At 71.5% G+C, this 21,822-nt stretch carries 13 protein-coding genes; 11 read left to right on the top strand and 2 right to left on the bottom strand.

Annotated features, from left to right (window positions below):
- Window position 1: 1 nt before the first annotated feature.
- The 11 genes from ACFWZ2_RS27965 to ACFWZ2_RS27915 all read left to right on the top strand — a co-directional run bounded on the left by ACFWZ2_RS27965 (window position 2) and on the right by ACFWZ2_RS27915 (window position 18,224).
- Window positions 2-481, top strand: coding sequence for an NUDIX domain-containing protein (locus ACFWZ2_RS27965; protein ID WP_384550263.1), 480 nt, complete (start codon window positions 2-4; stop codon window positions 479-481).
- Entirely contained in the window at window positions 478-1,158 is a 681-nt protein-coding gene (locus tag ACFWZ2_RS27960) for an HAD family hydrolase (protein WP_384550261.1), read from the top strand. Before ACFWZ2_RS27965 ends, ACFWZ2_RS27960 begins: the two co-directional genes overlap by 4 nt.
- Window positions 1,159-1,246: 88 nt before the next feature.
- Complete coding sequence (locus ACFWZ2_RS27955) at window positions 1,247-2,410, top strand: zinc-binding dehydrogenase (protein WP_384550259.1); 1,164 nt, start codon at window positions 1,247-1,249, stop codon at window positions 2,408-2,410.
- The gene (locus ACFWZ2_RS27950) at window positions 2,407-3,744 is read left to right on the top strand and encodes an MFS transporter (RefSeq protein ID WP_384550257.1); all 1,338 of its coding nucleotides are present in this window, start codon (window positions 2,407-2,409) and stop codon (window positions 3,742-3,744) included. Before ACFWZ2_RS27955 ends, ACFWZ2_RS27950 begins: the two co-directional genes overlap by 4 nt.
- The gene (locus ACFWZ2_RS27945; protein WP_384550255.1) at window positions 3,741-5,108 is read left to right on the top strand and encodes a trehalase family glycosidase; all 1,368 of its coding nucleotides are present in this window, start codon (window positions 3,741-3,743) and stop codon (window positions 5,106-5,108) included. The genes ACFWZ2_RS27950 and ACFWZ2_RS27945 overlap by 4 nt, the downstream gene beginning before the upstream one ends.
- Before the next feature lies 1 nt (window position 5,109).
- The gene (locus ACFWZ2_RS27940) at window positions 5,110-6,141 is read left to right on the top strand and encodes a Gfo/Idh/MocA family protein (RefSeq protein WP_384550253.1); all 1,032 of its coding nucleotides are present in this window, start codon (window positions 5,110-5,112) and stop codon (window positions 6,139-6,141) included.
- Window positions 6,142-6,250: 109 nt separating this feature from the next.
- On the top strand, window positions 6,251-7,471 hold the full coding sequence (locus ACFWZ2_RS27935; protein WP_384550251.1) for an aminotransferase class V-fold PLP-dependent enzyme: 1,221 nt from the start codon (window positions 6,251-6,253) through the stop codon (window positions 7,469-7,471).
- A 186-nt stretch (window positions 7,472-7,657) separates the two neighbouring features.
- Window positions 7,658-9,298 (top strand): hypothetical protein, encoded by a 1,641-nt coding sequence (locus ACFWZ2_RS27930; protein ID WP_384550249.1) that lies wholly within the window; start codon window positions 7,658-7,660, stop codon window positions 9,296-9,298.
- 260 nt (window positions 9,299-9,558) lie between these two features.
- A complete protein-coding gene (locus tag ACFWZ2_RS27925) occupies window positions 9,559-13,233 on the top strand; it encodes a hypothetical protein (protein WP_384550248.1) in 3,675 nt (1,224 codons plus the stop codon).
- Between the two features lie 2 nt (window positions 13,234-13,235).
- Window positions 13,236-17,369, top strand: coding sequence for a hypothetical protein (locus tag ACFWZ2_RS27920; protein WP_384550246.1), 4,134 nt, complete (start codon window positions 13,236-13,238; stop codon window positions 17,367-17,369).
- 15 nt (window positions 17,370-17,384) lie between these two features.
- Complete coding sequence (locus ACFWZ2_RS27915) at window positions 17,385-18,224, top strand: hypothetical protein (protein WP_384550244.1); 840 nt, start codon at window positions 17,385-17,387, stop codon at window positions 18,222-18,224.
- 6 nt (window positions 18,225-18,230) lie between these two features.
- Here the strand turns inward: ACFWZ2_RS27915 and ACFWZ2_RS27910 are convergent, their stop codons facing one another.
- Window positions 18,231-19,148 (bottom strand): glutaminase, encoded by a 918-nt coding sequence (locus ACFWZ2_RS27910; RefSeq protein ID WP_384550242.1) that lies wholly within the window; start codon window positions 19,146-19,148, stop codon window positions 18,231-18,233.
- A 151-nt stretch (window positions 19,149-19,299) separates the two neighbouring features.
- Entirely contained in the window at window positions 19,300-21,690 is a 2,391-nt protein-coding gene (locus ACFWZ2_RS27905) for an ATP-binding cassette domain-containing protein (protein WP_384550240.1), read from the bottom strand.
- Window positions 21,691-21,822 lie beyond the last annotated feature (132 nt).

Raw genomic sequence — 21,822 nt, 5'->3', positions numbered from 1 at the left:
CATGCCGGTTCCCCCCTTCCTCGCGGACCTGCGTGCCCACGTCGGCACGCAACTCCTCTGGCTCTCCGGGGTCAGCGCGGTCGTCGTCGACGACGACGAGCGCATCCTGCTCGTACGGCGCGCGGACAACGGACTGTGGGCGATCGTGGGCGGTGTGCTCGAACCCGGCGAGCAGCCCGCCCCGGCCATCGTGCGCGAGGTGCACGAGGAGACGGGCGTCCATGTGGTGCCCGAGCGCATCTGCACGGTCTACACCGAGCCGTCCATGACCTACCCCAACGGCGACCGGGCGCAGTACCTGGACATCGCCTTCCGCTGCCGTCCGGTGGGCGGTCGGGCCCGGGTCAACGACGACGAGTCCCTGGAAGTGGCCTGGTTCCCCGCCGACGCGCTGCCCGACATGGAGGAGAAGAACCGCCTCAAGATCGAGCGGGCGCTGAAGGGCGGCACCGAGGCGTGGTTCGTGGAGCCGTCCTCATGAGCGGCGCGAACGGCGCCCTGCCGCGCGCCCTCGTCTGGGACATGGACGGCACCCTCCTCGACTCCGGCGAGGTGGTGCCCGACGCCTTCGTCGAGACCGTCCGCAGGCTCGGCGGGCCGTCGCCCGGCCGGGCCGAGGTCGTCGCCCTCTACGCTCTCGGGCCGCCGCGCATCATGCTGTCCCGGCTTCTGCAACGGCCGTGCGCCGAGGACGACTTGGACCTCTACCACGCGGTCCTCGCCGACACGGCCGCGGGCGCCGTCGTCTATCCGGGCATCCGGGACACCCTCGACGCGCTGCACGGGAGCGTCCCGCTGGCGGTGTTCACCGGGGCGAGCCGTCGCGCCGCACAGATCCTGCTGTCCGCCACCGGCCTCGCCGACCGCTTCGACGCGGTCGTCGGCGGCGACGAGGTGGACCGTCAGAAGCCGGACCCGGAGGGCGTGTTGAGCGCCTGCCTGCGGATCGGGGTGCGCGCGCACGACACGGTCTACACGGGTGACGCGCCGCGGGACCTCCTTGCCGCGCGGGCCGCGGGCGCCCGGGCGGCCGCGGCGGGCTGGGGCCATCAGTACGACCCCGGCGCGCCCGCCGACCTCACGCTGCGCACCCCGTTGGACCTGCTGCCGGTCTTCGGCCGCCCCGCGGGGGCGGCACCCGGCCCCGAGCCTTCCTGACCCGAGGGCACCCGCCCCTCACCCCCCTGTTCCACCCACCCTCACCCGGCACCGTGCAGTGCCCGGAATCACCCTTCTTGGGAGAACCATGTACGTCCACATGATGACCGCCCCCGGCGAACTCGCCCTGTCCACGGTGCCGGACCCCGTGTGCAGTCCCGACGAGATAGTGATGCAAACCGAGGCGGTCTCCATCTGCTCGACAGACGTCTCGTACTTCCGCGGCCATCTGTCCCCCGGCGCCTGGCCGATCATCCCGGGACACGAGTACGTCGGCCGCGTCCTGGAAGTGGGACGCTCGCTCAAGGGGTCCGTGGAACCCGGCGACCGCATCTGCTACTGGGGTCAGACCGACTTCGGCGGCATGGCCGAATACCGGGCGCTGCGCCCCCTGTTCCCCGGCCAGACCGGCGCGGAGACCACCTGGTACACGGACCGCAACTTCTACGACGCCGACCAGGCGGCCTCGGTGATCCTGCCCGCCTCCGTCCCCTCGTCCCTGGCCACCGTCGTCGAACCGCTCACCTCGGTGCTGCGCTCGCTGCTGTGGAACCCGCCGCGGCCCGGCGACACCTGCGTCGTCCTCGGCTGCGGCCCCAGCGCGCTGCTCGCCGTCCAGGTGCTGCGCCGCTACTTCGGCGTCGGCCATGTCACCGTCCTTGACCGCAACGCCGAACGCCTGCGCCTGGCCTGCGAGAACGGCGCCGGTCTCGCCTTCAACACGGAGACCCAGACCGAGGTCCTCGCCGACTTCGTGCGCGAGCACCACGACACGTACGCCGACTACGTCTTCGACGCGCTCCCGCACGTCGAGGGCTCCGTCGAAGGCCCCAAGGACGTGCGCGAGCAGGCCATGGGGCTCCTGCGGCCCGGCGGCGCCTATGTCGTCTACGGGGCGACCGCCGTGCCGCAGCTGATCAACACGTGGATGATCCTGGCCAAGGGCCTCAGCCTGCGGGCCGCCCCCTTCGACGTACGCCAGTTCCCGATGGCCCGCTCGGCCGAGGTGGCCGGGGTGGCGCTGCGGCTCATCGAGTCCGGGCTCGTCGACGCCCGGCCGCTCATGACCTCGTACGTGTCCCTGGACGACGAGGACGGGGTGCGGCGGGCGTTCACCGAGTACGGGCAGGGCGCCTCGATGAAGACCTCCCTGCTCGCGCCGGACGTCTTCGCTCGGACGGGGGCGGAGCAGGACCTGGGCGAGCCGGTGCGGGTGGGCCTCACCGGCCGGCCGACCGGGGCCGCGGTGTGACCGGCCCACCAGGGACGTTCACCCGCGACTCCGTCACGGGCATGGCGTACGGCGGTCTGGCCCTGTACGCCTATGTCCTGTACGTCCAGGGCCCGTTGCTGCCGCTGCTGCGGGAGGAGACGGACCTGTCGTACGCCGCGATGAGCGCGCACTCCACCCTCTTCGCGGGCGGCGGCATCATCACCAACCTGGTGTACGCGCGGGTCAGCGCACGGCTCGGCTGCCGCCGCCTCTTCTGGGCGGCGGCCGGTGCCCTGGCGGTCGGCGCGCTGCTGCTCGCCCTCGGCGCGTGGGCGGGCGTGGCCTACACGCTGGCCGCCTCGCTCGCCATGGGCGTCACCGGGGCGACGCTGCAGACGGCGACCGCGACGGTGCTCTCCGATCACCACGGCCCGTACCGCGAACGGGCGTTGGTGGAGGCGAACGCGGGCGCGAGTGCCACGGCGCTGCTCGCCCCGCTGGCCGTCGGCGCGTGCCAGGCGGCGGGCCCCGGCTGGCGTGCCACGCTCCTGGTGCCGCTCCTCGCGGGCGCCGTGCTGTACGCCGTCTGCCGACGGGTGCCGTTCGGCGCGCCGCCGCAGCGGTCCGCGGGAGCGGCGGCGCACGAGGGCCAGGAGGACCAGAAGGACCAGGAGGACAAGGGATCGGCGCCGGACGCGCGAACGGCGGCCGGTAGCACGGCCGTTCGCGGTCCGCTTCCGGCGCGCTTCCGGCTGCTGTGCGCCCTGCTGGGCACCGTCGTCGGCCTGGAGTTCTGCGTGGTGTTCTACGGCGCGCCGCACCTGTCCAGCGGGGTGGGCCTGAGCACCGACAGTGCGGCGGCGGCGATGAGCCTGTTCGCCGCCGGGGCACTCGCCGGGCGCCTGGTCGGCAGCTCGGTGGCCCGGCCGGGGCGGGCCCGGCGCCTCGTCGTCGCCGCCCTGGCCGTGACGGGGGCGGGCTTCCTGCTGCTGTGGACGGCGCAGACCGCCGCCGTCGCCCTCGTCGCCCTCTTCGTCACGGGCTTCGGCGTGGCCAACCTCTTCCCGCTGGTGCTCTCGCTGGCCATCGAGGTCGCGCCCGAGCGGGCCGACCTCACCGCGCGCGTCTATCTCACGGCGTCCACGGCCATCATGTGCGCCCCGCTGCTGCTCGGCGCGCTGTCCGACCGCGTCGGTGTCCGCCCGGCGTTCGGGGTGACGGCGCTCCTCATCGCCGTGGCCGCGCTGCTCGTCCTCCTGGACCGCGGCCCCCGTACCCCCTCGTCCACCCCGAATCCATCCCCATCCACCCCCCTCCCATCCACCCCCCTCCCGCCCGCCGAGCGGACGCACCCCTCGGAGGTCAAGAGTTGACCAGTCACGCGACGGCGGCGCGCAGGGCCGCGCAGGTGCTGCGCGAGAACCGGCGCACCGGCTACTCGGACGGCGCGGGCCTCGCCTACGACTACACCTGTCCCTCACCCGAGACGTACCCCTTCCAGTGGGCCTGGGACAGCAGCTTCCACGCGATCGCCCTGCTGCACGTCGACACCGAACGGGCGCGCACCGAGCTGTCGTCGCTGCTCTCGGCCGTCACCGGCACCGGGTTCCTGCCGCACATGGTGCTCTGGCAGGACGACCTGCGGCCCCGCGCGACCGCGGAGTTCCGGATCGACCTGTGGGAGGGCTGGCGCTCCGTCACCATCGCGCCGCCCGTGGTCGCGCGGGCCGTCGAGCGCGTCTACGAGGCGACACTCGACCTCGCCTGGCTCAAGCGCACGCTCCCCGCCGTGCAGGGCTTCTTCGACTGGCTGCACCGGCACCGGCGCAGCCCGCGCACCGGCCTCATCGAGATCTACCAGCCCGACGAGTCGGGCCTCGACATGAGCCCGAAGTACGACGAGGCCCTCGGGCTCGCCGCGTCCTCGCGCGCCACGGTGCGCGACGACTGGCACGCGGCGATGCGCCGCCTCATCGACGGCTACTCCCACGACCGCCGCCCGGAGAGCCCGCTGCGCGAGGCGCGGGCGTTCGTCTGGAACGACGTCCTGGTCAACTCGATCTACGCCGACGGCCTGACGTCCCTGGCCCGGATGCAGGCGGAGGTCGGCGCCCCCGCCGCACTCTCCGAGAGCACCGCGGCGGCGGCGCGGGACATCTGGGCGGCGCTGATCGAGCACTGCTGGGACCCGGAGCGCGGCGCGTTCTTCGACCTCGACCTGGTGTCGGGGCGGCGTTCGACGGTCCTGACGGCGAGCTCGCTCTTCCCGCTGATCGGCGACGCCCTGCCCGAGCCGATCGCGCAGCGCCTCATCCACGAACACCTCCTCAACGAGCGGGAGTTCTGGCTGCCGAACCCGGTGCCGAGCGTGGCCGCGACGGAGCCGTCCTTCGACCCGACGTTCGCCACCGGCGCGATCTTCCGCGGATCGAGCTGGGTGAACCTCAACTGGTACCTGTACTGGGGCCTGCGCGACCGCGGATACTTCGACGAGGCACGGCACCTCGCCCTGCGCACGTCCGCGTGCGTGGCCGCCCAAGGACTCCGCGAGTGCTACGGCCCCTACGACGGGGCGGGACACGGGGCACGCTCCTTCGGCTGGAGCTCCCTCGTCCTGGACCTGCTGCACGCGCAGGGCCTCGCGCCGGAGGACCTGGCGGCGGAGGATCTCGCGCCGGATCTCCTGGACGAGAGCGCCTTGCACGACGCGCACCGCCTGCGGCCGACGGAGGTATGACATGGCCAACTGGGGATTCCTGGGCGCCGGTTCGATCGCCGCGTCGAGCCTCGCACCGGCCGTGCACGCCGCTCCGGAGGCCCGCCTGTACGCGGTCGCCGCCCGCGACGGAGCCCGGGCCGCCGCACTCGCGCCCCACCGCAGCTACGCCGCCTACCCCGACCTGCTGGCCGACCCCGAGATCGACATCGTGTACGTGGCGCTGCACAACTCCGCCCACCGCGCCTGGGTGGAGGCCGCCCTCGCCGCGGGGAAGCACGTGCTGTGCGAGAAGCCGCTCGGCCTGTCCGAGGCCGAGACGGCATCGATGGCACGGGCCGCGCGCGCCGCAGGAAGGACGCTCGTGGAAGCGGCGTGGAACCGGTGGCACCCGCGGACCCGGGACATGGCGGCGGCCCTCGCCGACGGGGCGGTCGGCCGCCCCCTGCACGTCACGGCCCACTTCCACGGCCTCGCACCGGCACCGGACAACTACCGCAGGGACCCGGCCCTCGGCGGCGGCGCCCTGTACGACGTGGGCTACTACGCCCTGTCGGCCACGCTGGCGGCGTTCGCCTGGCAGACCCCGCACGTCGCGCACGCGCGCTGGGAGAGGTGGGGCGCCGCGTCCGCCGACCGCGTCGTCTCGGCGACGCTGGCCTTCCCCTGCGGCGGGACCGCCGAGGTCGAGTGCTCCCTGGACGGAACGCTCGGCGAGGAGTTCACCGTCCACGGCACCGAGGGCGTCCTGCGCCTTTCGGACCCGGCGTTCACGGCGGGAGCGGACGCGTGCACGCTCACCTCGGCACCCGCGCACGGCGCCGCGGACGTACGGCAGTACGCGGCGACCGATCCGTACGAGCTGATGGTCACGGACGTGGACCGCGCGCTCTCGGGCGGCACCGGTTTCCTGGTGCCGACGGCGCAGAGCCGGTTGATCGCGCAGGTGATCGACGCGGTGCGGGCCGAGGCGATGCGGGCCGACGGAGAGGCCGGTCTCGCACGCCGGGCCGCGCCCGTCGGGGCGGCACGGGAACCACGGACCGGCGGCTGACCGGGACGGGGGCGCGCGTCCCCGGCACCGTCCCCGGCACCCGCACCGCTCCCCCGACCTCGCCTCCGACAGGGTGCCCCGCCCGGCCCGTACCGCGACAATCGACCGCGTGACCGATATCAGCGCGCACAGCACGCACCCCCGAGTCGTCCCCGCCCGCACCGCCCCCCATGGAGGCACGGTGACGGCGCCCGAGGTCCCGGCCGCGTTCCCCGGCGGCGCCGAGCTGTTCCGGCTCGGCCCGCAGGTCGCCCACCTCAACCACGGGTCCTTCGGGGCCGTTCCGATTCCCGTCGGCCGTGTCCACCGGCAGCTGGCGGAGGAGGCCGACAGCGACCCCGACGCGTTCTTCCTCGGCGTGCCCGACCGGATCGCCAAGGCCCGCGCCCGTATCGCGGCCGATCTCGGCGCGGACCCCGAGGGGACCGCGTTCGTCAACAACGCCACCGAAGCCGCCAACCTGGCCCTGGACGCCATCGGCCTGGCGCCCGACGACGAGGTCCTCGTCACCGACCACGGCTACGGCACGGTCGTCGCGGCCGCCGCCCGCCGGGCCCGCGTCACCACCGTCGCCGTCGACCCGGCCCTGCCGGACGAGGACGCGGTGCGCGCGGCGGTCGTCGCCGGGCTCACCTCGCGCACCCGGGTCGCCCTGCTCGACCACATCAGCTCGCCCACCGCCCGCTTCATCGCGACGCCCGGACTCCTCGCCGACCTCGCCGAGCGCGGCGTGACCACGGTGGTCGACGGCGCCCACGCCCCCGGCATGCTCGCCGAACCCCTCGCGGGCGCGCCCGACTTCTGGTTCGGCAACCTCCACAAGTGGGGGTACGCCCCGCCGGGCACCGCCCTGCTCGTGGTCTCCCCCGCCCACCGCGACCGGGTGCCCGCGCCCGTGCCGTCCTGGGAGGACGACCGCGGCTTCCCCCGCGCGGTCGAGTACCGGGCGACCGTCGACTACACCGGCTGGCTCGCCGCGCCCGAGGGCCTCGATCTGCTCGCCGGTCTCGGGCCCGCGCGGGTACGCGCCCACAACAGCGCCCTTGCGGCGTACGGCTCCGAACTCCTCGCCCGCCTCCCGGGCTTGACCCCGCTGCCCTCCGACGACCGTCTCGCCATGCGCGCCCTGCGCCTCCCACCAAACCTCGCCCGCACCTCGTCCGAGGCCGTCGCTCTGCGCGAGGAGATCGCGGCCCGTCTCGGCTGCCGGGTGCTGATCTGGGGCTGGCCCGGCGGGGGCGGCATCCGTGTCTGCGGGCAGATCTACAACCGGCCCGCCGAGTACGAACGCCTCACGGCGGGACTGCGGTCGTTGCTCGACGGGCGCTGACGGGCGGGGCGCACTTCGTTTCGAGTCGAACCACAACCCGCGGCTCACGAGAATTCCCAGAGCACAAAATGCACCACCGCCCCGACCGTGTTGGCGCCTTTGCGCCCTTGCAACCGGCATAGGACTGAGGGAGTTTGATTTCCATCGCCAACCGGCGTGCCGTTACGCGAGAAAGGGTGATTCACCGTGGCCCGAAAGTTCGTGTACCTCGCGATAGGCAGGACGAAAACAGAGGTCTATAAGTTCGATCCGGTCGAGTGGGAAATCAACCGCGTGGACACCGTTCCTGCGTACGACGTCGGCTACACCGCGATGGGCATCCTGGACGAAACGCTGTACGCGGTCAGCCAGGACAATCTGGTGGTCATCGACCTCACGACCGGCACCATCACCCCCAAGCCCATGGGCCAGCACTTCACGGACTGGGGCTGGTTCTGCGGAGAGGTCACACCCGACAAGAAGTCCCTGGTCGTGTGCTCGGGGCCGAACACTCCCGTCCACTGGATCGACCTGGCCTCCGCCCGGGCGACCCCCGGCAACGCGGGCGGTGCGGGGCGCTGGGACGACTGGTCGTACCACCCGAAGGACGGCCGCCTGTACGCGGTGGAGGGCGACAACGGCGATCTGCTCTACATGGACTGGAGCCGTTCACCGGTCAAGGTACTGCTCAAGGAACAGGTTTTCCCGCCCGCGGAACAGAGCAAGTCCGGTGGCCGTAAGTCGTATTCCGCCATCTTCTTCGACGAAGATGGCAACATGTACGCCATCGACTCCAAGGGAAACGTCAACGTGCTGGATCTCACGGCGTCGACGGAAAGCCATCCGGCCACCCCGGAAACCATCGGGAAGTCCCAGAGGATCGGCGACAAGCCGCTGCCCGTGGACGATTTGGAGGTCATGAATTCGGCCGGACGCGTGGACAAGATTCCCGTCATCGACCCGCCGGTGATCAAGGAACCCATGGACCAGTCGTCGGTGAGCGCGCGGCAGGCGATCCGCGGCACGGTGACCGGCGACATGGACGAGGTCCAGCTCTACCAAGTGATCGACGGCGTCCGGCAGCCGCTCGGCCCCGCGATCCTCAAGGGCGCCGACTGGACGTACGAACCGGTCAAGGACTGGCCCGTGGGCAGCCACGAGGTCCTCGCCGTGGCCCACAAGGGCAAGCGGGACTCCCTCCCCGCGACCGTGCACTTCACCGTCCAACCGCTCGCTCCCCCGGTGATCACCGTTCCGCAGGACGGCATGACGGTCGCCCCGGACCAGGTGATCAAGGGCACGATGGCCAGTGGCATCGATGCCGTCAGCCTCTCCGAGGCGGGCAAGCCTCTCGGCAACGCCCAACTCGGCACCGGCACCTGGACGTTCACCCCGGTCGAGCCGTGGTCGGAGGGGTCGCACACCGTTCAGGCGATCGCCCATCACGAAGCCACCACGTCCGATCCGGCCGTGGTCCGCTTCACCGCCAAGGACCTGAACCTGCGGGTCACCCAGCACTTCGACCGCGACTGGCGGAAAGAGTGGGACAAACCGCAGTACATCTACTCCTTCACGCTGACCCTGCAGGCCAAGAAGACCAGGGTGAGCCTGTGGACGCTCAGCTTCACTGTGCCGCCGGACACCGTCCTCGACCCGGACTGGCTCAAGACGTTCTCGTACACGGTGAAGGATGACGGGCACGACGGAACGGTGATCCTCCAGAACACCGATCCGCACAAGACCATCGACCCCGGCAGCCCGCTGCCGCTCGGAGTCCAGGTGCTGTTCCCCGGCCAAAGCTCGGCCTACCAGACCTTGGACAACTTGACCGCACACGAGGACAGCTGACCGCACCAGGCACTGAGGGCCGATGAACAACAGGCACCTGACGTGGGCTTACGCCCGTCAGGTGCCTTCCCCGTCACAGAATCCCCGCGCGACGCACACATCGGCCGACATGGGTCTCACGCGTACACCGCCCCAGGGTGTATGTCCGGTTCGCCCGATTCACTCATTCGGGTGGCAGGTGGTGCCCAACTGGCTGTATACCAGGCGGAGTTCGGGAGCCTTGAGGGGCCGCTTGCGGGGTCCCCCGACGGGAGAGTCACATGGCCGCTTCCCCCCTTCCTCCGCCCTTTCGGCTACTGCGGGCCACCGACCTGCTGGACCTGACCTTCGGGTTTCTGGGTCTGCGGCTGGACCGCCCCCTGCTCGGGCCACGGCGCCTCGTGCGCAAGGACCCGGCCCAACCGGGCTTCGTGGTCGTCACGTTCGGCCCGCAGCACGTCGCCGAGCAGGCCTTCTTCGAACTGAGCCCCGGACTGCCGCAGCCGCCCCCGCCGGGAAGTGCCGCCGCGCAGCCCGGCGACGAGCCGCACACGCCACCGCCGGTCGCCTCTCGCATCGGCGGCCGCAGCCTCCTCGTCTTCGCCGTCGCCGCCGAAGACAGCATCGAGTACACCGAATCCGGCCTGCTCACCGCCATGCGGACGCTGCCGCTGCGGGTGGTGGAGGCCGCCAAGGAACCCGCCACCACGACCCGCGTCGCACCCGGCCCCGGCGGCGAACCGCTCGACGAGTTCCAGGCACTGCGGCTGGCCAGAACCGTGGCGGAACTGACCGCACGGCACGGTCCCGACGGGCCGGTCGCCGCCGAGCTGCTCACCGTGTCGGGCCCGGCCGCCGCCGCGGGGCCCGGCCCCGAGAACCCCCTGGCGAACCCCGACGACCCGCGCACCGGCATCGAACTGCCGTACCGCCTGCTGCTCTCCCCGCCCCAGACCGCCGCGTGGACCCACGCCACCGCGCTGCCCGACCCCGGTGACCGGGTCGAGCTCTGGCACACCCGCCTGCCGGCCGGCAGCGCCCGCGCCGTGTGGACCCGCGACCCGGGCTTCGACCCGGCCGACCCGCACCCGCTGCCCGCGGGCGGCAGCGAGTTCACCATGGCTCTGGACCGCAAGGACCGGTCCTCCGTGGTGCACCTGAGCGCCAACCGCAATCTGCCCGGCGGCTTCACGCCCGCGCCGCTCGCGGTCGACCATCTCATCCTGTCCGCCATGGGCGGCTGGCTCGACTCCTTCGGCCGCTGGGACCGGCCCCCCGTCGGCTTCGACGTCACCCAGTGGCGGCACCGCGCGGCCCTGGGCCGGGACCACTACGTACGCGTGATGTACCGGGGCCGCCTCTTCCCCTTCGGGCACCTCGCCGACCTGGTCAAGGTCACCGAGCGCAAGTTCGACCACGGCCGCCCGGACAACGCCGCCTACCTCAACCAGCGCTTCTTCATCATGGTGCGCGAACCGGTGCGCACCTACGGCACGGCGCAGGAGCACGCCGACAAGCAGCGCCTGCACCGGCTGTTCCCGTTCAGCAGCGTCCGGCTGCTCACCCTGGTCACCCCCGACATCCAGAAGCCGCAGACGATTCCCGGCCTTTCCACACCCGGCGGCGACCCGAACGAGAAGCTCGCCTTCTTCCCGGTGACGGCCACCGACGACCCGTTCCAGTTCCAGGTCGGCGTGGTCGATCTCGACGGCCGCCACCGGGAGTTCCGTGCCCCGATGGCGTTCGTCGGCAAGCTGGTGCACGAGAACGCGGCCGATGTGCGGACGGTCGTCGAGTGCTACCGCACGCTCGTCTCCGACCCCAGGCCCGAGCCGCCGGACCTCGGCAATGCGAACGTCCGGCGGGTCGTCTCGGACGTCCGCGGCCAGTCCCTCGCCTACGCGCCGAGCCGGAAGCCCGACGACACGACCCTGTCGACCGGACAGCTGATCTGGGGCGCCGAGACCACCGAGGCCATCCTGGGCCTGGATCCCACCGACCACCCCCGGTTCGTGCCGACCGTGCGCTGGGCGCGGGCCGTGATCCCCGCGCTCTGCCGGTTCGGCAACGGCTTCGGGGCCGATCAGCCGCAGTCCGTGTTCTACCCCGAGCCGTACGTACGGGACGCCTTCACCCCGGCGAACAAGGGGCAGGTCTTCATCGAGCTGGCCCGGCCGGTGGACCTCACCTTCCGCGACGGCGGCCAGACCGCCGGAGCGCTCGCCCAGCCGAACTTCCCCGTCTCGGGGCTCTCCCGGCTCACCGGACCCGTCGCGGCGACCCGCGTCCCGCCCCGCCCGGCCGACGGGCAGGCCGTCGACAAATGGGCCAAGCTCGCCCAGGGCAGGTTCAACCCCCTCGACTACTTCGGGAAGTTTGCCGGGGCGAAGCTGTTCGGGATGTTCCCGCTCGCCGACATCATGAGCGAGATCGGCCTGGACAACCTGAAGGCGCCGAACTTCTTCACGGCGACGGTCGACGCCGTCACCGGTTTCCTCGGCGATCTGCGGGGACTGCGCGATCTGCTCACCAACGTCGAGGAACAGTTCCCCGAGATCGCGGACCTGGTCATCCGCGTGACCGACGCCGCGGCCGGCTTCGCGCAGGTCCTCGTGGAGTACATCACCAGTCAGCTGGAGAACGCCCCGGACCCCACCACCATCGAAGAGGTGGAGAACGCCTTCACCGCCTTCTCCGACGCGCTCGCCGCACTGCGCGTCGCGCTGCCCGCCGCCGTGGACCAGGGCGTGCGGCAACTGCTCGGCAGGATCGCCGAACAGGTCGCCACCTGGGACAGCACGGTCGGCCAGGCGCTCGCTCTGAAGAAGGCGATCGAACTCGCCGCCCTCGGCGCCAAGTTGCCCGACGTCGTCAACTCCCGGCTCGAATGGCAGCCCGACATCAAGGCCTGGACCCCGGGCAAGCCCACACCGACCACCCCCGAGGCCGCCGTGTTCTGGCCGGAGGGCAAGCTGACACTCGTCACCGACCTGCGCGGCTCGCTGCGCCCCGACGTGACGCAGGCCGCGGACGTCACCTGCACCCTGGGCAAGTTCGATCTGCGCATGGTCCCCGGCTTCGACGCGATCGTGCTGCACTTCGACCAGATCAGGTTCACCATGCGCGCCGGGCAGAAGCCCGACGTCGAGGTGAAGTTCCGCGGCGTCGACTTCGTGGGGAACCTGGAGTTCGTCCAGACCCTGCGCCGGATCATCCCGCTCGACGGATTCAGCGACCCGCCCGCGATCACGGTCGACCGCCTCGGAATCCACGCGAACTACTCGATGCAGCTGCCGAACGCGGCCGTCGGCGTCTTCAGCCTGGAGAACCTCTCGCTGAACGCGGTGCTTTCGGTGCCGTTCATCGGCGACACCCCGCTGCAGGCCGGGTTCGCCTTCTGCCGACGCGAGGCGCCCTTCCGGCTCACGGTGTCGATGCTCGGCGGCGGCGGATACTTCGGGATCGTCCTCACCCCCGCAGAGATCGCCGTCCTGGACGCCGCCCTCGAATTCGGCGCCGCCGTCTCGATGAACTTCGGGGTGGCCAGCGGCAGCCTGTCGGTGATGGCGGGCATCTACTTCCGGCTCGACCTCGCCCAGAACAGCGTCACGCTCGTCGGCTATCTGCGCGCCCGCGGCGAGGTCGACGTCCTCGGCATCGTCTCCGCCTCCATCGAGCTGTACATGGAACTGGGCTACAGGGACGGCTACGCGATCGGCCGGGCCAGCCTGACCATCAGCATCGAGATCGGCTTCTTCGAGACGTCGGTGACGATCCGCTGCGAGAAGAGGTTCGCGGGCAGCGGGAAGCTGAGCGCCTTCGCGGCGGGCGCCGACGCCCCCGCGCTCACCCCGCCCTCCTTCACCGACCTCATGTCGCCGTACGACGATCCGGCGACCGGCACCCGCATCGACCCGGTCTTCGACTACTGCACGGCGTTCGCGGAGGTGGGCTGAGCATGGACAGCATCCGTTGGACCGTCCTGCCGGACGGCGTCGTCGACGCGGACTCCGTGCGGGTGTCCGTCCTCGTCTCCCCGAGCCTCACCGGCATCGGCACGCTCGGGCAGTCCGACTACTTCAAGAACTGGCCGGTGCGGCTCGCCGCCCTGCTGCCCTCGCTGTGGCTCCAGTTCACCGACGCGCAGGGGCCCCTCGTCAAGGAATTGCGGCCCACGGGCCGCTACCCGGCCGCCGATCGCACCCTGTGGCGGACCCTGTTCGACGACACCACCTACGTCAGGGAGCCCCCGCCGCCGGAGACGTTCGCCGCGCAGGAGCGCCGCACCCTGCGCTCCTACCCGGGCAGAAGGGTGCACAACGAGGTCACCGGCCTTTACGAGGCGGTGGCGGTGTACACCACGCGGAGCAGGCTCCGCACCGAATGGGCCCGTGAGGAGCGTCTGTTGTGCGAGGAGCCGCCCACGGACCACCGAGGCTGGGAGCTGCCCGCGCTGCACCAGCTGATCGACATGATCTCGCGCCCGGTGCTCAAACTCGGCGGCGACCTCAACACCGGATACACGGTGCTCCGGACAGCCCTCCTGCACCCTCACGGCATCGACGCGGCGGACGACGAGAACGCACCCCGCTACATGGACCGTACGAGCGACGTGTACACCAGCGACGACAACAGCAGGATGCTGCCGCTGGCCGAGGCGGTCCGGTTCTACGACCGCAAGGACCGGACCGCCCTGCTCGCCGACGAGCCGCCGCACCGCGTCGACTTCCACGAGGCGTGCGGTCTCCTCGGCGACTATCCGGAGCTGCAGCGCAGGTTCGGGCTCGTCCTCGACCTGCGCTTCGCGGTGCCCGCCGGGGTGGGCGAGCAGTCCAGGGTCCGGGTGCACTTCGACGACCGCATCACCGACGCGGACCGCCTCAACGCCGTCGGCAACTGCCCCTGGACGAAGCTCCGTTACGTACGGGGCAGCGTCTTCGAGGCGGCCGCGGGGGACGGCACGCTGATCACCGGGCGCATGCTGAACCTGGGTGTGCCCGATACCTGGCACCTCACCGAACTCGACGTGGACGGCGCGGCCCTCAAGCACGTCGACTACGCCCGTACGATCGACAGCCTCTGGAACGGCGGCCTGTCGCGGAGCAGGGAATCGGTGGCCCAGCAGACGCTCGGCACCGGCACGCCCGCGGCCCGCGGCGCCGGGATCACCCTGCTGCACACCGACCGCGACAAGCACCTCGCCGGGCAGATCGGCGCCGACATCGGCCGTCGAGTGACCTCGCAGGAGGTCGAGTTGACCGCCCAGGACCTGGTGCGCGGCTATCGCGTCGACATCGGCACCGTCGACCCGGCGACCGGCAAGGTCACCCAGTGGCGTTCGCTGCTGCGGCGCCGGGGACGCTATGTCGTACGCCGCCCCGGTCAGCAGCCCGTAGAGATCACGGTCGGCCCCGACGAGGGCCTGGTGCGCGCCAGCGCGGTCACCGTCGACGCGTCCGACGACCGTCAACTGTACGGACACCAGGCGGTGTTCGGCTGGCACGGCTGGAGCCTCGCGGCACCGCGCCCCGGCCGGACGATCGGCCTGGCCGACGAGCCGGAAGTGCCCGCACCGCCGGTGTCGCCGGACGTGCCGCTCGACACCAAGTTCACCCCGGAGCCGGGTTCGCTGCCCGCCCTGCGCTTCGGCAGGACCTACCGGATGCGCGCCAGGATCGCCGACCTCGCGGGCAACGGCCCCGACCACACGGCGAGCACCCCGGACGCGGTCCACTCGGACGCCATCACGTACGGCCGATGGGAGCCGGTCCCCCAGCCGGTGATCCTGCCGCTCCTGCCGTTCAACGAGGGCGAGTCCACCGAGCGCCTGGTGATCCGCAGCACCGTCACCGACGACGGCCGCTCGATCTCCACCGACGAGTACGCCCTGCGCCACACGGACGTCCCCGACCACGACGCCAGCTCCCCCGTGGACGGCCTCGACCGGCGGTACAAGCCCATCGCGGAGCGGCATGTGGCGCCGCCGAAGACCGCGCTGCAGATGGCCGAGGAGCACGGGGTGTTCGACGCCGCGTTCGGCCCCGGCAAGCCCGACCGGGTGCGGGAGGAGTACTTCGCCGTCGCCGCCCGCGAGTCCGGCTCCTTCCTGGACACCAAGGTGCGCGACCCCGAGTGGCCGAACCGGGAGCACGACCTGCTGCGCGAGGGCGACATCCACATCGCCAAGCACGACGTGCACGACCCGCTGCCGCTCACCCCGCTTCCGCTGCCCCGCCGCGGCGCGGAGCTGAAGCAGGGCGAGTTCGTGGTGCACAGCGCCGACCAGCTGATCCTGCCGTATCTCCCGGACGTACTGGCCGAGGGCGTCATGCTGCGCGGCCTGCCGGGCGACACGGCGAACCGCAAGATCCCCTTCCCCGGCCCCTGGCCGCAGGCCAAGCCGTTCAAGCTGCGCATCAAGGAGGGCACGGGCGAGCCGCGCTGGCGCGACGGCCTCATCGAGCGGGTCCTCGAAGTGTTCCTGACCAAGGGCGAGATCGCCACCGTACGGCTCAGCTGCTATCTCGACGCCGGGAAGCTGCCGCTCCTGCGCCAGTGGGGCCTGCTGACCGCGTCGCGGTTCTGGACCGAACTGCCCGCCGCCGACCGGGCGTTCGTGACCCGGGCGAGCGCGGACGGCGAGAACTGGATGCTGACGCCGTGGACCGAGGTGACCCTGGTCCACGCGGTGGAGAAGCCCGTGCTCCGCCCCGAGCTGAGCGAACTGGCCGCCGCGCGGACGGCCGAGCAGACGGCGGCGCAGCTCACCGGCCGTCTGACCAGCCACTCCGAGAGCAGCGGTCACGTCGAGGTCGACGCGCACTGGAGCGAGTGGCTCGACGACGTCACCCAGCCCGCGCCGAGCAGGATCGACGGACACACGCACCTCGAAGACATCAAGCTCGCCTACACCGCGGACGACGAACCGATCGCCCGTGACCATGAGTTCGGCGACACCAGGCACCGCAACATCCGCTACACGCCGACCGCCGTCACGCGCTTTCGCGAGTACTTCCACCCCAGCCTCACCGAGGACCGGGCCAAGGTCACCCGCGTCGGCCCGGCCACCGCCGCCCTGCCCGTGCCCAGTTCGCGCCGCCCCGAGCCGCCCGCCCCCGCATACCTCGTCCCGACCTTCCGCTGGGAGCGCAGCGTCGACGAGGAGCACCGCACGGTCACCCAGCGGCGCCGCTCCGCGGGACTGCGGGTCTATCTGAAGCGGCCCTGGTTCTCCTCCGGCGACGACGAGATGCTCGCCGTGATCCTGGATCCGGGCACGGCCCTGCCGGACACCCTGGCCACCCGCTGGGGTGTGGACCCCGTCTGGGCGGACACCACGGTCCTGCCGAGCCCGTCGGCCGCGCACTTCCCGAACGCGGCCAAGCGCGTCACCGGCCTGCGCCTCGCCGAATCACCCGATACGGCACCGGTGTCGGCCGACGCGGTCGCCTTCACGCCGACGTACCACCAGGAACGGCGGCTGTGGTACGTCGACATCGACGTGGACTTCGGTGCCGCGTCCTCGACGGGGAAGGCCTACTTCCCGTATGTGCGGCTCGCCCTCGCCCGGTACCAGCCGTACTCGATCGACCCGCTGCAGCTGTCGAAGGTGGAGCGCGCCGAGTTCGCCCAGCTCGCCCCGCCCCGCTCGGTCACCGGACGCCGCGAGGGCGACCGCCTCACCGTGCGGCTGACCGGGCCCGCGACGTTCAACGAGCTGGGTCGGCTCAGCGGGTCCGGGGTGACGGCGGCGGCCGCGAGCCGGCGGGTCGTCGTGAGCGTGCAGAGCCGGGCGACCCTGGACGAGGACGACATGGACTGGAAGACGGTGGGCGCGCCGGTGGAGCTGACGTGCGGCGCCGATGCGGACGGCTTCGCCTGGGCGGGCGGGATCACCGCGCCGACCGGGCAGTTGCTCACCGCGTACCGTCTGCTCGTCCAGGAGTACGAGCTCTACCGCACCGACAAGGACACGGCCACCGACACCGTCACCGTGAACGGCACCCCGGTGTCCGCGGCCCGGCGCCTGGTGCATGCCGACTACTTCGGACTGAAGGTCGGCCTGCTGGGCCGCCTCGACTTCGAGCTGTAGCTGGAGGAGGAAGGAATGTCACGACGACCGTTGGCCTGCTGCCTGCTGGCGCTGGCTGTGGCCCTGATGTGGTCCTCACCTGCGTCCGGTGCTCCGGCCAGCAGGTTCAACGACCCGCAGCCGCACCGCGGCGGCGCCGAGATCCGCATGACCTACCTCGGTGAGACGGTCGCCTGTACGTCGGGGCTCACCATGCGCAGGGTCGAGGACGGCAAGCGCGCCATCAGCACCGCGGGGCACTGCGCGCCGTCCGGGACCGCGGCGACCTCGGGCGAGTTCAGGTTCGGCACGTTCGTCAGGTCGTTCCAGGACGACGTGGTGGACGCCGCCCTGATCACCGGCACCCGGATCAAGCCGCAGCAGTACGCGCCGACGCTGTGGACGGACGGCGGTACTCCCTCGACCCCGGTCTCCCGGCGGGTGCTCGGCAAGGTGGACGGCCCCGTGAAGGGCCAGAAGGTGTGCGTCAGCGGCAAGGTGACCAAGCTGGTCTGCGACATCGAGGTGTACAACCTCACGAGTGGCCAGTCCTGTGACCCGGATCCGCCGCACATCTGCACCCAGGGTCTGGTCCTCGCCGGGAAGGAGGGCGAGACCATCGTGCACCAGGGCGACTCGGGCGCGCCCGTTTTCGTGCCGATCGACACCGAGGTCGACGGGCACAAGGTGTACGGCGCCCTGCTCGTCGGCATGCTGGTCGGCGGCGGGCCGCGGTTCGAGCACGGCCCCGCGGACCTGGTGGTGTTCCACACGGTGAAACAGGTCGAATGCGCCCTGAACGCCAGCGTGATGACCCCCGCGGACGCGGACGACCCGACGCCGCCGCCCCCGAGGGACTGCTCGGGGACGGGCTGAGCGGGGTCAGAAGATGGACAGACCGGTGAGCGTCGTGAAGCGGTCGAGCGCCGCCACTCCCGCCACCGAGTTGCCCCGCTCGTCCAGGCCCGGGCTCCAGACGCACACGGTGCAGTGTCCCGGCACGACCGCGATGATGCCGCCGCCCACTCCGCTCTTGCCGGGCAGGCCGACCCGGTGGGCGAAGTCACCGGCGGCGTCATAGGTGCCGCAGGTCAGCATCACCGCGTTGACCTGCTTGGCCCGGCTCCTGCTGAGCAGGGTGGAGCCGTCGGCCCTTATCCCGTGGCGGGCGAGGAACCCGGCGGCGAGGGCCAGATCGGCGCAGGACGCCTCGATGGAGCACTGCCGGATGTACTGGTCGAGCAGTTCGGGGACGGGGCTCGTGATGTTGCCGTAGGACGCCATGAAGTGGGCGAGCGCGGCGTTCCTGTCGCCGTGCGCGGCCTCCGACGCGGCGACGTCCGGGTCGAAGGTGAGGTCCGGGTTGCCGGACTCCGCGCGCAGGAACGCGCGCAGGGTGCCGCTGGCGTCGCCCGTCAGGGTCTGCAGGCGGTCGGTGACGACGAGCGCGCCCGCGTTGATGAACGGGTTGCGCGGGATGCCGTGCTCGTACTCCAGCTGCACCAGCGAGTTGAAGGGGTTGCCCGACGGCTCGCGGCCGACGTGCTCCCACAGCTCGTCGTCCTCGCGGGCCAGCGCGAGGGCGAGCGTGAAGACCTTGGTGATGGACTGGGTGGAGAAGGGCTGCTGCCATTCGCCGACTCCATGGACCGTTCCGTCGAGTTCCGCCACGGCCATGCCGAAGCGGTTCGGATCGGCCGCGGCGAGCGCGGGAATGTAATCGGCGGGGCGGCCGCGGCCCGGTGTGGCCTCGATCTCGCGGGCGATGCGGTCGAGGACGGGCTGGAAGGAGGCGGACACGCGGACTCACTTTGACTTCGTACGGTAGTGCTTGCGCCACACCATATCCGGCGCAGTCCGGACGAAAGGAACGCCTCCCTGCCTCGGGCGGGAATCGCCGCAATCCCCTGTCCCCGCCGGGTGCTTGCGTGACCCCCGCGCACCGCGCGGGTCAGTGGCCGACGTACTCCGCCAGATGCTCGCCCGTGAGCGTGGCACGGGCCGCGACCAGGTCGGCCGGGGTGCCCTCGAAGACGATCTTGCCACCGTCGTGTCCCGCGCCGGGGCCGAGGTCGATGATCCAGTCGGCGTGCGCCATGACCGCCTGGTGGTGCTCGACGACGATGACCGACTTGCCGGAGTCGACCAGGCGGTCGAGGAGGCCGAGCAGTTGCTCGACGTCGGCGAGGTGCAGACCCGTGGTCGGCTCGTCGAGCACGTAGATGCCGCCCTTGTCGCCCATGTGCGTGGCCAGCTTGAGCCGTTGCCGCTCGCCGCCGGACAGCGTGGTGAGCGGCTGGCCGAGGCTGAGATAGCCGAGTCCGACGTCGACGAGCCGGTCGAGGATCTTGTGCGCGGCCGGGGTGTGCGCGTCGCCGGCGCCGAAGAACTCCTCGGCCTCGGTCACCGGCATCGCGAGCACCTCGCTGATGTCACGGCCGCCGAAGCGGTATTCGAGCACCGAGGCGTCGAACCGCTTGCCCTCGCAGTCCTCGCAGGGCGTGGCGACACCGGCCATCATCGCCAGGTCGGTGTAGATGACGCCCGCGCCGTTGCAGGTGGGGCAGGCGCCCTCGGAGTTGGCGCTGAACAGGGCCGGCTTCACGCCGTTGGCCTTGGCGAACGCCTTGCGGATCGGTTCGAGCAGTCCGGTGTACGTCGCCGGGTTGCTCCGCCGGGAACCCTTGATCGGGCTCTGGTCGACGGACACCACATCGGCGTCGGCGGGCAGCGAACCGTGCACGAGGGAGCTCTTGCCCGAACCGGCGACGCCGGTGACGACGGTGAGCACGCCCAGCGGGATGTCGACGTCGACGCCGCGCAGGTTGTTCGCGGTGGCGCCGCGGATCTCCAGGGCGCCCTTGGGCGTACGCACCGTCTCCTTGAGGGAGGACCGGTCGTCGAAGTGGCGCCCGGTGCTGGTCCCGCTCGCCCGCAGCCCCTCGACGGTGCCCTCGAAACAGACGGAGCCGCCCGCCGCGCCCGCGCCGGGGCCGAGGTCGACGACGTGGTCGGCGATCGCGATCGTCTCCGGCTTGTGCTCCACGACGAGCACGGTGTTGCCCTTGTCACGCAGCCGCAGGAGCAGGTCGTTCATCCGCCGGATGTCATGGGGGTGCAGGCCGATCGTCGGCTCGTCGAAGACGTACGTGACGTCGGTGAGCGAGGAGCCGAGGTGGCGGATCATCTTGACGCGCTGGGCCTCGCCGCCCGAGAGGGTGCCCGCAGGACGGTCGAGCGCGAGATAGCCGAGGCCGATCTCCACGAACGAGTCGAGGGTCTGCTGCAGCGCCGCGAGCAGGGGCGCCACCGACGGCGCCGACAGGCCGCGGACCCATTCCGCGAGGTCCCTGATCTCCATCGCGCAGGCGTCGGCGATGCTGATCCGCTTGATCTTCGAGGATCTGGCGCCCTCGCTGAGCCGGGTGCCGTCGCACTCGGGGCAGGTGGTGAAGGTGACCGCCCGCTCCACGAAGGCGCGGATGTGCGGCTGCATCGCCTCCTTGTCCTTGGACAGGAACGACTTCTGGATCTTGGGGATCAGGCCCTCGTAGGTGAGGTTGACGCCGTTGACCTTGACCTTGACCGGCTCGCCGTACAGGAAGGCCTGGAGTTCCTTCTTGGTGTACTTGCGGATCGGCTTGTCCGGGTCGACGAAGCCGGACTGGGCGTACACCTGCACGGTCCACTGGCTGTCCGACTTCCAGCCGGGGATGGTGAACGCGCCCTCGGCGAGCGACTTCGAGTCGTCGTACAGCTGGCTGAGATCGATGTCGGAGACGCTGCCCCGGCCCTCGCAGCGCGTACACATGCCGCCGGTGCGCTGGAAGGTCGCCTTCTGCGCCTTGGTCTTGTTGCCGCGCTCGACGGTGATCGCGCCGCTGGCCTTCACCGACGCGGTGTTGAAGGAGTAGGCGCTCGGCGGGCCGATGTGCGGCTTGCCGAGGCGGCTGAAGAGGATGCGCAGCATCGCGTTGGCGTCGGTGGCGGTGCCGACGGTGGAGCGCGGGTCGGCGCCCATCCGCTGCTGGTCGACGGTGATCGCGGTGGTGAGACCGTCGAGCACGTCGACCTCGGGCCGGGCGAGATTCGGCATGAAGCCCTGCACGAAGGCGCTGTACGTCTCGTTGATCATCCGCTGCGACTCGGCGGCGATCGTGTCGAAGACCAGCGAGCTCTTGCCCGATCCGGAGACCCCGGTGAACACCGTGAGGCGGCGCTTGGGGATCTCGATGCTGACGTCCTTGAGGTTGTTCTCGCGGGCGCCGTGCACACGGATCAGGTCGTGGCTGTCGGCGGTGTGCGGCGCGGGCGACCTGTGGTCCGTCCTCTTGGTGGGCATGCTCGTCGTGTCTCCATCTGTTGCGCGGGCCGCCTTCGCGGTCTCCGTCGGCATCGCCTGGCTCGATCTAATCAGCTCCGGGCGCGGTCTGCGGGGTCGTCCGGGAGGGCGCGACGCGGTGCGGTGTCCGCG

Source organism: Streptomyces sp. NPDC059002, assembly GCF_042740435.1.
Classification (GTDB): domain Bacteria; phylum Actinomycetota; class Actinomycetes; order Streptomycetales; family Streptomycetaceae; genus Streptomyces.
Note: the sequence above shows the minus strand (reverse complement) of the source record. Positions and strands in the feature narration are given on the sequence as shown.

Bases quoted from the DNA above. Each gene is read 5' to 3' on its own strand.
- ACFWZ2_RS27955 (WP_384550259.1), top strand. From the start codon at position 1,247: ATGTACGTCCACATGATGACCGCCCCCGGCGAACTCGCCCTGTCCACG.
- ACFWZ2_RS27940 (WP_384550253.1), top strand. From the start codon at position 5,110: ATGGCCAACTGGGGATTCCTGGGCGCCGGTTCGATCGCCGCGTCGAGC.
- ACFWZ2_RS27960 (WP_384550261.1), top strand. From the start codon at position 478: ATGAGCGGCGCGAACGGCGCCCTGCCGCGCGCCCTCGTCTGGGACATG.
- ACFWZ2_RS27905 (WP_384550240.1), bottom strand. From the start codon at position 21,690: ATGCCCACCAAGAGGACGGACCACAGGTCGCCCGCGCCGCACACCGCC.
- ACFWZ2_RS27965 (WP_384550263.1), top strand. From the start codon at position 2: ATGCCGGTTCCCCCCTTCCTCGCGGACCTGCGTGCCCACGTCGGCACG.
- ACFWZ2_RS27915 (WP_384550244.1), top strand. From the start codon at position 17,385: ATGTCACGACGACCGTTGGCCTGCTGCCTGCTGGCGCTGGCTGTGGCC.
- ACFWZ2_RS27920 (WP_384550246.1), top strand. From the start codon at position 13,236: ATGGACAGCATCCGTTGGACCGTCCTGCCGGACGGCGTCGTCGACGCG.
- ACFWZ2_RS27925 (WP_384550248.1), top strand. From the start codon at position 9,559: ATGGCCGCTTCCCCCCTTCCTCCGCCCTTTCGGCTACTGCGGGCCACC.